General features: G+C 68.8%; 8 protein-coding genes. 7 read left to right on the forward strand and 1 reads right to left on the reverse strand.

Going from position 1 to position 12681, the window contains the following annotated elements; all coding sequences use genetic code 11:
- Positions 1 to 27: 27 nt before the first annotated feature.
- A complete protein-coding gene (locus D457_RS0111060) occupies positions 28 to 2685 on the reverse strand; it encodes a S8 family serine peptidase (protein ID WP_017580726.1) in 2658 nt (885 codons plus the stop codon).
- Between the two features lie 652 nt (positions 2686 to 3337).
- Between D457_RS0111060 and D457_RS0111065 the strand changes: the two genes are divergently transcribed.
- The 7 genes from D457_RS0111065 to rpsP all read left to right on the forward strand — a co-directional run bounded on the left by D457_RS0111065 (position 3338) and on the right by rpsP (position 12681).
- A complete protein-coding gene (locus D457_RS0111065; protein ID WP_026116540.1) occupies positions 3338 to 4285 on the forward strand; it encodes an ABC transporter substrate-binding protein in 948 nt (315 codons plus the stop codon).
- A gap of 57 nt (positions 4286 to 4342) precedes the next feature.
- The gene (locus tag D457_RS0111070; protein ID WP_017580728.1) at positions 4343 to 5374 is read left to right on the forward strand and encodes a FecCD family ABC transporter permease; all 1032 of its coding nucleotides are present in this window, start codon (positions 4343 to 4345) and stop codon (positions 5372 to 5374) included.
- Between the two features lie 78 nt (positions 5375 to 5452).
- Positions 5453 to 6643 (forward strand): signal recognition particle-docking protein FtsY, encoded by a 1191-nt coding sequence (ftsY, locus tag D457_RS0111075; protein ID WP_017580729.1) that lies wholly within the window; start codon positions 5453 to 5455, stop codon positions 6641 to 6643.
- A 466-nt stretch (positions 6644 to 7109) separates the two neighbouring features.
- Positions 7110 to 8453 carry an ammonium transporter gene (locus D457_RS0111080; RefSeq protein ID WP_017580730.1) on the forward strand — a complete coding sequence of 448 codons (1344 nt, stop codon included), beginning with the start codon at positions 7110 to 7112 and terminating at the stop codon, positions 8451 to 8453.
- A 421-nt stretch (positions 8454 to 8874) separates the two neighbouring features.
- A complete protein-coding gene (locus D457_RS0111085) occupies positions 8875 to 10128 on the forward strand; it encodes a hypothetical protein (protein ID WP_017580731.1) in 1254 nt (417 codons plus the stop codon).
- A 169-nt stretch (positions 10129 to 10297) separates the two neighbouring features.
- Positions 10298 to 11899, forward strand: coding sequence for a signal recognition particle protein (gene ffh / locus D457_RS0111090; protein WP_017580732.1), 1602 nt, complete (start codon positions 10298 to 10300; stop codon positions 11897 to 11899).
- Between the two features lie 305 nt (positions 11900 to 12204).
- Entirely contained in the window at positions 12205 to 12681 is a 477-nt protein-coding gene (gene rpsP, locus D457_RS0111095) for a 30S ribosomal protein S16 (protein ID WP_017580733.1), read from the forward strand.

Raw genomic sequence — 12681 nt, forward strand, 5'->3', positions numbered from 1 at the left:
GAAGGACGGCCCAGGTGAGGCTGTGGATCAGCCCCGGTCGAGGGTGATGACCGGGGAGGTCCAGGTCTCCCAGTGGTCCGGGTTGGCCGGGTCGCCGAGCGCCTTCAGAGCTCGGGCCTCCAGCCGGTAGTTACCGTCGCGGACCTCGGTGACGCGGTCGCGCGAGTCCACCACGGTGCCGTCCCAGGCGTAGCTGAAGAAGGCGGTGCTGCTGGCGCTGCGGTTGACGTAGTCCACGTCGACCGCCACGTTGCGGTCCGGGTGCACCGGGCGGCCGGTGCGCTCGTTGATGACGATCATCTCGAGCTTGGTCACGTGGTGGTCGAAGTGCGCGATCACGTACGGGACGTCCGGCAGACCGTCCACCCAGTCCAGCGTGTAGGTGGCGCCGTCGGGCTGGTTCTCGAAGGTGCCGCCGTTGCTATCGGCGCACTCCAGGCCGGTGAACACGTCGCAGCCGGTGATGCGGGTCAGCCACGGCAGCTCGTGTACGTTGCCGTCCCCGTCGGTGATCGGGGTCATCGCCTCGATCTCCTGGTAGTCGCCGTTGTAGGCGGCGTAGGGGACGCGGACGGCCTCGCCCTCGCCCTCGGTCACCGTGAGGTAGCCGCCGTAGAGCATCTGCGCGTAATCCCGAGCGGGCGGGGTGATGGTGACGTCGACGTCCACGGAGGCGCCGGGCTCGACGGTCACTTCGGTCCTGCTGAAGGCCGCCTCGGCGTAGGCGTCGTTGAAGGACGGCGCGAAGGTGCTGCCGTGCGTGCCCAGCGCGGGCTCGTGCGAGATCTCGTAGGTGGCCTTCTCGTCACCGTCGTTGGCGATGGTGAGTGTCTCGGTCACCGGGCCCTCGGTGGCGCCCAGGGGCAGCTTCGAGGGGTAGAGGTTGGTGGTGGACAGGATCGAGCCGGGGACGTCGAGCATGCCCGCGCCCTGGCGGTGGACGTTGTCCAAGGCGTCCATGCCCGGGTTGCCCCACCAGGCGGTCGGGTCGGCGGTGTTCTGGAGGACGCCGCGCACGTCGTGCGCGTCCAGGTCGGGGCGGGCCTCCAGGAGGAGGGCGACGCCACCCGCGACGTGCGGGGCGGACATCGAGGTGCCGCTGACGGTCGCGTAGCCGCCCTTGGCCATCGGGTAGGTGGAGTTGATCAGACCGCCCGGGGCGCCGATGTCCGGCTTGAGGTCCAGGTCGGGGGACATGCCGTAGGAGCTGAAGCTGCTGATCAGTCCGCCGGTCGGGTTGGGGATCGTGGTCTCCTCGCCGGTCCAGGTGAGGGTGACCGGCCCGCCGTCCTCCAGGAGTTCGCGGATGTGCGCACCGGACTCGTCGGAGATACCCACGGCGAAGGCGCCCTGGTCGACGATGCCGCCGCCCGCGAACATGCCGGGGATGTTGTTGTACATCACGACACCGGTGGCACCCGCGCCGAGGGCGGCGTCGTACTTCTCAGCGAAGGTGCACTCGCCGCGGACCATGAGCGCGGTCTTGCCCTCGGGGTCGCCTTCGAGTTCGTCGCCGAGGGACAGGCAGCCCCGGCCGATGTACACGAGCTCGTCGGTCTCACCCGAGGCAGGAGGCGGGGTCGCCTCGCCCATCTCCATGTAGGCGACGGTCTCACCGCTCTGGGTGACGTCGGCCGAGGAGGCTCTGATGTGGGTGTTGTCGTAGGCCGCGACACCGATGACGTCGGCGCCCAGGCCCGGGGCTCCGGCGGAGTACAGGCCGGTGGCACCGGAGTTGCCGATGGAGGCGACCACGACCATGCCCTCGTCGACCAGGTTGTCCGAGGCGACGGCGGTCGGGTACTGGGGCCAGGAGTGAGCGGAGCCGATGCTCATGTTGAGCACGTCCATGTCGTCGGCCAGCGCCTGCTCCATGGCGGCGATCATGATGTCGGCCGTGGTGGAGCCGGTGCAGCCGAACACCTTGTAGGCACCGAAGACGACGTCGGGCGCCACCCCGGTGACTTCGCCCTCGGCACCGACGATGCCCGCGACGTGCGTGCCGTGGCCGTTACAGTCCTGGGGGTCGTCGCCGGGAGCCGGGGTGCTGTTGTTCGGGTCGCCGGCGTTGAAGTCGTCGCCGACGAAGTCGTACCCCGCGACCACGCGCTCGGACGGGAAACTGCCCGGGCCACCGAGGTCGGGGTGGGTGTAGTCGACCCCGGTGTCCATGATGGCCACGCGCAGGCCCTCACCGGAGTACCCGAGTTCGTTCTGTGCGATGTCCGCGCCGGTCATGCCGAGCGCGGTGTCCATCTCCGGCTCGCTGTCGTCGTGGTCGGGGATCTCGTGACGGACGACGGGGTGGATGGCGGCGACGCCGGGGATCTCCCGGGCCGTGCTCACCTGGGCGTCGTCCATCTCCACGGAGAGGCCGTTCCACAGCTCGCTGAAGGACAGTCGCTCGGTGTACTCGAGCCCGTGGTCCTCGGCCTCGGCGTGGAATTCGGCGTGCTCGTCGTCGATGAGCGTGGAGGCCGTTCCCTCTGAGGCGGGCGGGCTCTCCAGTTCGATGAACCACAGGTCCTGAGCCTGGTGGGTCAGTTCGCCGTTTTCCGCGGTCGGGGCCGGGTGGAGGGGTGCGAGTTCCGAGCCCTCGTTGGCGCTGGCCGGTGTGACCGCTACCAGGCCCGCGATCATGGTCAGCCCGGCGAGCGGCGCCAGGCGTGATCGGTGGGGTGCCACCTTGTCAACACATCCCTTCTCGTGCGCGCCTCAGGACACTGGGGGAACGACGCCCCACGGGGTACGGGTGTACACGCACGGGGGATACGCCGCTTCATGTCCGTAGTCGGATAATCGGCGCGCATGGCAACGAGATCATTGCTGTGTGCGATAAAGGTGTCAATGTGGATTGAGACTCAATATGGCCACGCAGTGGGTTCTAGTGGTGCACGTTTCCCCTGAGGGCTCAGTGGTCAATAAAGCGGACATAAAGTACTTGCAGGTAATAATCTCCGTATAAGGGTCGCATTGGGGACTCGGTTCCGAATCCCGTTCCGTAGTGGGTCGGCCCAAGAAAAGCACAGGTCGGAGCAGGAATCACGGAGGGGCAGGGGCGTGGGGCGCCCCCTGGTGCCGCTGTGGCCCCCCAGTACAGTGGAGGGGTTGCGCCGCCCTCCGGCGGCACGACCGGTGTCGAACGAGCGAAGTCCGGTCCGGCGGCCGCAACCGGCCGCCCAACCCGGCGCTGTCCCGCAACTGTGAGGCCCCGTGTGCGAGCACGGGGACGAGCCAGGCCGCCTCGTCGGTTCCGACGAACCCGTCCTCGTGGGAAGGACCGGCCGTCCCCGACCGGGCCGTGCTCTTCCCCGGCTCACCGAAGGAGCACCGCACCGTGCGGATCGCCCACACACTTCCCGTCGCACTCCTGGGCGTCACGCTCGCCCTCACCGCCTGTGGCACCTCCGACCCCGAGCCCGACTCCGGCTCCGGGACCGAGCCCGCCGGTGACGGCGCCTTCCCGGTCACCGTGGAGCACGTGCTCGGCGAGCTCACCATGGACGAAGAGCCCGAGCGCATCGTCTCGCTCTCGCCCAGCAACACCGAGATGCTCTTCGCGATCGGCGCGGGAGAGCAGGTCGAGGCGGTCGACGAGTACTCCAACTACCCCGAAGAGGCCCCCACCACGGACCTCAGCGGCTTCACACCCAGCGTCGAGGCGATCAGCGAGTACGACCCGGACCTGGTGATCCTCTCGGACAGCGCCATCGACACCGCGGAGCAGCTCGACGCCGTGGGCATCCCCACCCTGGTCCTGGGCGGTGCCGCCGACCTCGACGGCGTCTACGAACAGATCCGCCTGCTCGGCGAGGTCACCGGCAACACCGAGGAGGCCGACGCCGAAGCCGAGCGGGTCGAGACCGAGTTCAACGAGGTCGTCGAAGCCACCCTCGCCGAGCTCGGCGACGTCGATCTCACCTTCTACCAGGAGCTCGACGAGACGCTCTTCTCGGCGACCTCCGGCACCTTCGTCGGTCAGATCTACGACGCCTTCGGCCTGGTCAACATCGCCGACCAGGCCGACGACGACGAGAGCGGCGGCTACCCGCAGCTGTCCGCGGAGTTCGTGGTCGAGGAGAACCCCGACCTGATCTTCCTGTCCTACGGGGACGAGGCCGCCGCCGAGGCCGTCGCCGAGCGCCCGGCCTTCGACACCGTCTCCGCGGTCGAGACCGACTCGGTCTACCTCCTCGACGCCGACATCGCCTCCCGATGGGGACCGCGCGTGGTCGACTTCGCCGAGGCCGTCGGCGAAGCGGTCAGCGAGACCGCCAACCAGTAGCGGCAACGGCAGCAGCGGCCGGAGAACCGGCAGCACGAAGATCGGGGAGAGCAGGGCGTGAAGGGCTTCGGGGTGCCGTTGGGCTGGCTCCTGGGCAGTGCGGTCGCACTGTTCGTGGCCGGGGTCTTCGGTATCTCCGCGGGTGCCGCCTCGATCTCCGCGGCGGACATCCTCCGCCACCTGCTCAGCCTCCTGCCGTTCGGGGTGGAATCACCGCTCACCGAACGGCAGGAGGCGCTCCTCATGGAGCTGCGCCTGCCCCGCGTGGTGATGGGTGCCATCGTGGGCGCCCTCCTGGCCACCGCGGGCGGCGCCTACCAAGGTGTCTTCCGTAACCCGCTGGCCGACCCCTTCCTCCTCGGCGCGGCCTCCGGGGCCGGGCTGGGCGCCACCATGGTGATGGTCTTCGGTCAGGAGCTGACCGCCGACCCGCGCGCACTGGTCCCCGTCGCCGCCTTCTTCGGCGCCCTCGCCGGGGTGGCCGCCGCCTACATGCTCGGCTCCACCGCAGGGGGAGGGGGAACCGCCGCCCTGGTGCTGGCCGGGGTCGCCGTCTCCTCCTTCCTGTCCGCCGCGCAGACCCTCGTCCAGCAGATGGGCGTGGACCAGCTCCAGCGCATCTATGCCTGGCTGCTGGGCGGACTCGGCCGCGGCGGTTGGGACGACGTCCGCCTCATCGCGCCGTACGCGATCGTGGGGCTCGTCGTCCTGCTGCTCAGCGGCTATCTGCTGGACATGCTGGCCCTGGGCGACGACAAGGCCGTTAGCCTCGGACTGAACCCCGGGGTCGTGCGGATGGTCGTCATCGCCGCCGCCTCCCTGGCCACCGCGGCCGCCGTCTCGGTGAGCGGGCTCATCGGCTTCGTCGGCATCGTCGTCCCGCACATCGTGCGCCGCCTCGTGGGCTCCAACTACCGGGCCATCCTGCCGGTCACCGTGCTGATGGGCGGCGCGTTCCTCGTCACGGTGGACATCGTGGCGCGCACCATCGTCGCCCCCGCGGAACTGCCCATCGGGGTGGTCACCGCCTTCCTGGGCGCGCCCTTCTTCGTCCTCATCCTGCGCACGACCCGCCACCGCGGCACCTGAGCCGGGCAGGGTTGTGCCCGGCGCGCCACCGGAGCGTGACGCGAACGCGTCGGACACTCTGGGAGACTGGTGCACGCTATGGACATCACCTTGCTCGTAAGCATCATCGTCGTCGTCGCCCTCCTGGCGGTTGGCGGGTTCTTCCTGGTCAGGACCCGAAGCTCGGTCGAGCCGGGCAAGGAGGAGACCAAGCCCGAGGTCACCCAGGAGCCCAAGGCCGCCCCGCCGCAGGAGGACCGAGAACGGGAGGAGGGGGCGGTCAGCACGCCCCCCGCCCACGCGCCCCCCGCGGAGGACACCGCCGCTCCGGCACCCGTCGAGCCCGCCGCCCCCGAGATCGAGACCCCGCCCCCGTCGGCCGGGCGCATGGTCCGCCTGCGCGCCCGCCTGGCCCGTTCGCAGAGTTCCTTCGGGCAGGGCCTGCTCACCCTGCTCTCCGCCAAGACCCTGGACGAGGACACCTGGGAGGAGATCGAGGACACCCTGATCACCGCTGACATCGGTGTCACCTCGGCCACCCAGATCGTCGAGAACCTGCGCACCCGCGTCAAGGTGCTCGGCACCCGCGACACCGAGGAGGTCCGCGGCCTGCTCCGCGACGAGCTCCTCAAACAGCTCGGGACCGACACCGACCGCGTCGTGCGCACTGAACCGCACGGCGACCGCCCGGCCGTCATCATGATCGTGGGTGTCAACGGCACCGGAAAGACCACCACCACCGGCAAGCTCGCCCGCGTCCTGGTCGGTGACGGCCGCAGCGTGGTCCTGGGCGCCGCGGACACCTTCCGCGCCGCCGCCAGCGAACAGCTCCAGACCTGGGGCAGTCGTGTCGGCGCCCCGGTCGTGCGCAAGGACGAGGGCGCCGACCCCGCCAGCGTCGCCTTCGACGCCGTGGCACGCGGCATCGAGGACGGAGCGGACACCGTCATCATCGACACCGCCGGACGCCTGCACACCAAGACCGGCCTGATGGACGAGCTGGGCAAGGTCAAGCGCGTGGTGGAGAAGAAGTCCCAGGTCGACGAGGTCCTCCTCGTTCTGGACGCCACCACCGGCCAGAACGGCCTCCGTCAGGCGCGCGTGTTCGCCGAGGTCGTCAACGTCACCGGCATCGCCCTGACCAAGCTCGACGGCACCGCCAAGGGCGGCATCATCGTCCAGGTCCAACGCGAGCTCGGTGTGCCCGTCAAGCTCGTCGGGCTCGGCGAGGGCCCCGACGACCTCGCGCCCTTCGACCCCGAGGTCTTCGTGGACGCCATCCTCGGCTGACCCCGAACCGCCGACGAAGAACGGCCGGACACCCGCACACGGGTGTCCGGCCGTTTGCTGTTGGGGGCCACAGGCCCTGGGCCTCGGATCGCTGGGCTCGGCCCCGCGAGCGGGTTCAGCGGCTTTATCCGGGGGCAACCCCGGTGAAACACCGGGCGCCGCATACCTGACACCGTCGTCGTTATTGATGTGAGATCTCACTCCATGTGTTTGGAGTACTCCGCTCCGCTCATGTGAGGTGTGCCTCCTGTGCCGATGCATGAGCATTTGCGCGACCTGCACGGTCTGTTCACGACCCCTTAACACTTCTGTCTGTCCTTTTACGCCCGCGCAACATGTCGCATCCGGCCGAGAAACACCCCGGTCAGACAGTTGTCGCCGTGGTGATCTGCATCGGGCCCGATGATGCGCTCGCTGACTGCCGCCCTTCCAGACAATCCCCCGTCCGTCCCATGGAGGCGACGAAATGATTGACACCGGCAACACCGCGTGGCTGCTGATGAGCGCCGCGCTGGTGATGCTCATGACCCCGGGCCTGGCCTTCTTCTACGGAGGTATGTCGCGGGCGAAGAGCGTCCTCAACATGATGCTCATGAGCTTCAGCAGCATTGCGATCGTCAGCGTTCTCTGGGTCCTGGTCGGCCACTCACTGACCTACGCACCCGGTCAGGGCGCGCTCGACATGTTCATCGGCGGTTTCGACTACGTCGGCCTGAGCAGCATCCTGACCGAGGTCGAGCCGATCGACGGCACCGACGGAGGCTTCCCGCTGCTCGTCGACGCCGGCTTCCAGCTCATGTTCGCGGTCATCACTGTGGCCCTGATCAGCGGTGCCATCGCCGACCGCGCTAAGTTCGGCGCCTGGCTGCTGTTCGCCCCGGTCTGGGCGCTCCTGGTCTACTTCCCCGTCGCTCACTGGGTCTGGGGCGGCGGCTGGATCGCCAGCATGCACGAGTGGACCGGCCTGCCCGAGGTCATCGACTTCGCCGGCGGTACCGCCGTCCACATCAACGCCGGCATCGCGGCCCTGGCCCTGGTTCTCGTCCTCGGCCGCCGCAAGGGCTTCGGCTCCGAGTCGATGCGTCCCCACAACCTGCCCTTCGTCCTGCTGGGCACCGCACTCCTGTGGTTCGGCTGGTTCGGGTTCAACGCCGGATCCGCCTATGGTGCCAACGAGCAGGCTGCCCTGGCACTGGTCAACACCCAGGTCGCCACCGCCGCCGCCACCGCCGCCTGGATGCTCGTCGAGCGCTTCCGCTACGGCAAGATCAGCGCCCTGGGCTTCGCCTCCGGTGCCATCGCGGGACTGGTCGCCATCACCCCGGCGGCCGCCAACGTCACCCCGGTCGGCGCGATCATCGTCGGTGCCCTGTCCGGTGCGGTCTGTGCCTACGCGATCAGCTGGAAGTTCAAGTTCAAGTACGACGACGCCCTCGACGTCGTGGGCATCCACATGGTCGGCGGCATCATCGGCTGCCTCGCGCTCGGCTTCCTCGCCGCATCGGCGGTGCCCGGCGGCGGCGACAACGGCCTGTTCTACGGCGGCGGCATCGGCCTGCTCGCCGCCCAGGCCATCTCGGTCGTCGGCGTGATGGTCTACACCTTCATCGTCACCTTCATCATCGCCAAGGTCATCGACCTGCTCATCGGCTTCCGGATCGCCGAGGAGGTCGAGACCAACGGACTCGACCACGAGCTGCACGCGGAGTCGGCCTACGCCTTCGACGAGCTCGACGAGCTGGAGGAAGAAGCGGTCTCCTCGTCGACGCCTCCGGGCGGGGAGACGGCCTCACCGCAGGTCAAGTCCTAGGACCTCAATGTCGAGGCCGCGGGCCTTGCACCGCTGACGCGGTGAGGTGATTCAGGGGCCGACGGGGAATCCCCCCGTCGGCCCCGTTCGCGTTCTCCCTGCTCCTTCCTGCTGCCCTGGTTCGGAACCGATGGAATCGGCGCATATGTACGTGTTCATGGAGTGGTGTTGGCCGTGAGCCGTGCCCGCGTTCGATACTCTTTCGAAGCGATGCGGCAGCCGGCCCGGTGCTACGGGGAACGGCGAAGAGCGTCGAGGGAGGGCTGGAGACAGGCCCATCGGACGCAACCGGCAGGCCCGCAGCCGCATCTCATGTCATGGAGAGGTCAGGCGGTGACGGCACCGCCCGGGACCCTCCCGATGACCCAATCTTCACGCGCATTCGGATCAGCACCCCACAGGTTCGGGGTCAGGAGGCAAGATGGCGCCGGTTACTCGCAACAGGGGCCCCAAGGGCGCAGGACTCGCCCTCGTCGCGGTGGGCACGATCGCCGCGCTGGGACTGGCCGGCTGCGGCTTCGGCGGCGACGACGACGAACCGCAGCCCACCGAGGAAGCCGCCGAGCCGGTCGACGCCGCGCCCCTGCTGGAGGAGGCCCTGGCCGACCTGGCCGGCTACCCCGCGCTCACCGCGGACGGGCAGGTCGCCACCAGCGTCGGCGGGGAGATCCAGGAGACCACTCTGACCGTCGCCGACGGCGGCGCGTCCAGCGGAACCGTCCGCGCCAACGGTGTCGAGGCGGAAATGATCGCCGCGGACAACAAGATCTTCCTGCGCGCCGACGAGGAGTTCTGGCTCGACAAGGGGGTCTTCGGCCCCGACAGCGACCAGTTCGGCGGCACCTGGGTGCGCTCCAGCACCGGCCAGGCCGGTATCAACCCCCAGAACACGCTCGCCCCGCCCGCGCTCGCGGCGATCCTCGAGGAGATCGGGCTGGAGGGCGACGAAGCGGTCGAGGAGAACCTCGACGACACCCGCGCCTACAAGATCGACCTCAACGGCGAGCGCAACCAGCTGTGGGTCGACGCCGAGACCAACCAGATCCTGCGCATCGAGATCGAGGAGCTGATCCCCGAGGGCGGTGAGTCCGGCCCCCAGGTCCGACTGGACCTGGCCCAGGCCGACGAGGCCGCCGCCGAGGAGCTGTACACCAGCCTGACCACCACCACCGAGGAGGAGCTCACCGGCTCCCGAGACGCTCGGATCGAGGTCAGCTGGGACGGACAGCCCGCGATGGAGTGCGAGGCCGGCCCGCACTGCACCTGGTCCGGCACCGTGCGCGACGCCGGCGCCTCCGGCAGCGGAACGGTCCTGGTTCGCATGGACGTCACCTTCAGCCAGGAGGAGATCGGCGAGGAGGAGTGCTCCGACAACGGGTCGCTCGAGGCGGGCGGCACCCTTGCTTTGTCCTGTGACGCCAACTACAACATCGTCACCTCCGAGCCGCAGACCTACGAGGACATCCAGGGCGAGGCCCGGCTGTCCACCCGCGGGCTGAGCGCCGACCAGCAGGAGGAGATGCTCGCCGCCCTCGCCGAGCAGCGCGAGGCCACCCTCGCGGGCGACACTGGGGACGCCGAGGACGCTGAGGGTGCCCAGGACGGCGAGGGCACCGACGGCGGAGAGGGTGCCGACGGCACCGAAGAGGGCACCGAGGAGACCGAGGGCGAGTAGTTCTCGGTCGCTGAACGACTGACGAAGCCGGGGCGGGGGCCTGGTCCCCGCCCCTTCCTCTGCCACCTCCCGAGCCCTCTCTCGGGCCCCAGGCCCGGATATCGTTCCGGGTGACGGGTGGGAGGTAGGCTAAGGAGTCAATTCCGACGACGAAGGACTGGCCAAACTCGTGTTCGAGACGCTTTCCGACCGGCTCACATCGGTCTTCTCCTCGCTGCGCGGCAAGGGGCGGCTGTCCGAGGAGGACATCAACGCGACCGCGCGGGAGATCCGTCTCGCGCTGCTCGAGGCGGACGTCGCGCTGCCGGTGGTCCGTGAGTTCATCTCGCGGATCAAGGAGCGCGCCCGCGGCGAAGAGGTCTCCAAGGCCCTCAACCCGGCGCAGCAGGTCATCAAGATCGTCAACGAGGAACTGGTTCAGATCCTCGGTGGCGAGACCCGGCAGATCCGCTTCGGCAAGACCCCGCCCACCGTGATCATGCTCGCGGGTCTGCAGGGCGCTGGTAAGACCACCCTGGCGGGCAAGCTCGCCAAGTGGCTCTCCGACGACCGCAACACCCCGCTGCTGGTCGCCGCTGACCTCCAGCGCCCCAACGCCGTCACGCAGCTCCAGGTGGTCGGTGAGCGCGCGGGCACGCCCGTGTTCGCCCCCGAGCCCGGCAATGGCGTGGGCAACCCCGTCGAGGTCGCCCGCGAGTCCATCGAGCACGCGCGGCGCAACAACCACAACGTCGTCATCATCGACACCGCGGGCCGCCTCGGTGTGGACACCGAGATGATGCAGCAGGCCGCGGACATCCGCGACGCGGTCAACCCCGACGAAATCCTCTTCGTCGTCGACGCCATGATCGGTCAGGACGCGGTCAACACCGCCCAGGCCTTCCTGGACGGTGTCGGCTACGACGCGGTCGCGCTCACCAAGCTCGACGGTGACGCCCGCGGTGGTGCGGCCCTGTCCATCCGGCACCTCACCGGCCGCCCGATCATGTTCGCCTCCACCGGCGAGAAGCTCGAGGACTTCGACCTCTTCCACCCGGACCGGATGGCCTCGCGCATCCTGGACATGGGTGATGTCCTCACCCTCATCGAACAGGCCCAGCGCACGTTCGACGAGGCCGAGGTCGAGAAGATGGCCTCGACCATGGCCTCGGACGACGACTTCACGCTGGACGACTTCCTCCAGCAGATGGCGATGGTCCGCAAGCTCGGCCCGATCGGCAACCTGCTCGGCATGATGCCCGGCATGGGTCAGATGCGCGAGCAGATCGACGGCATCGATGACAAGGACCTGGACCGCATCCAGGCGATCATCCAGTCGATGACTCCGGGCGAGCGCGCCAACCCGAAGATGATTAACGGCTCCCGTCGTCTGCGCATCGCGAACGGTTCCGGTACCCAGGTCAGCGACGTCAACGGCCTGGTCACCCGTTTCTTCGAAGCGCAGAAGATGATGCGCAAGATGAAGAACGGCGGCGGCATCCCGGGGATGCCCGGGATGCCGGGCATGGGCGGTGCCAACAAGAAGAAGGCCAAGGCCCAGGCGAAGAAGGCCAAGAAGGGCAAGCAGCGCAGCGGCAACCCGATGAAGGCCCGTCAGCAGGAGGCCGAGCGCGAGGCCGAGCGCAAGCGGCGCCAGGAGGAGGGGCCGCAGGAGATGCCGCAGCTGCCCCCGGGCCTTGGCGGTGGCGGCGGTGGCCAGCCCAACCTCCCGCCCGGCTTCGGCGGCCCGAACATGCCGGACCTGTCGAACTTTAAGCTGCCGAAGAAGTAGCGCGAAGCAGCCCGTCTCAAACTGCCGAAGTGGCAGCGGTGGCGGTGTGGTGAGAGTGAGACCGACCACGGCCCGCACCGGGACTTCCCGGGCGGGCCGTGTCTGTTCTCTGATAAAGCCGGGCGGGTAGTGGTGTCCTGTCCAAGGAACACGTCCGCGTCTGGCACAATGAGTAGTCGACTAACGGTGGACGGGCCGGCCCTCTAACTAGCCCGCCACCCACGTCCTGCCTCGACGGGTTCCACAACCCCACGTGGGCCGCCTGTCAGGCGCCTAACACCGTTAATCGGGAGAAGACCACTCCAGTGGCTGTCAAACTGAAGCTCAAGCGTATGGGCAAGATCCGTACGCCCCAGTACCGTGTCATCGTCGCCGACGCCCGCAACAAGCGTGACGGCAAGGCGATCGAGGAGATCGGCAAGTACCACCCCAAGGAGCACCCGAGTCTCATCGAGATCGACTCCGAGCGGGCCCAGTACTGGCTGTCCGTGGGCGCCCAGCCGTCCGACGCGGTGAAGGTCCTCCTGCGCAAGACCGGTGACTGGCAGAAGTTCAAGGGCCTTGCCGCCCCGGCTCCGCTCCAGGTCGCCGAGGCCAAGGACCCCGAGGCCCAGGAAGCCGCCTTCCAGGCCGCGCTGAAGGAGCTCGTGCTCCCCGGCCAGGAGAAGAAGGCCAAGAAGGCCGAGAAGAAGGCCGACAAGGCGGAGAAGGCGGCTGACAAGCCCGCCGACAAGCCCGCCGAGGCCGCTGAGGCTGAGAAGAAGTCCGAGGGCGAGGCCTAA

This window comes from Nocardiopsis valliformis DSM 45023, assembly GCF_000340985.1.
In the GTDB taxonomy this organism is placed as follows: Bacteria; Actinomycetota; Actinomycetes; order Streptosporangiales; family Streptosporangiaceae; genus Nocardiopsis; species Nocardiopsis exhalans.

What these genes read in the sequence shown, in the direction of transcription:
- D457_RS0111085 (WP_017580731.1), top strand. Translation starts at nt 8,875, where the DNA reads ATGGCGCCGGTTACTCGCAACAGGGGCCCCAAGGGCGCAGGACTCGCC.
- ftsY (WP_017580729.1), top strand. Translation starts at nt 5,453, where the DNA reads ATGGACATCACCTTGCTCGTAAGCATCATCGTCGTCGTCGCCCTCCTG.
- D457_RS0111080 (WP_017580730.1), top strand. Translation starts at nt 7,110, where the DNA reads ATGATTGACACCGGCAACACCGCGTGGCTGCTGATGAGCGCCGCGCTG.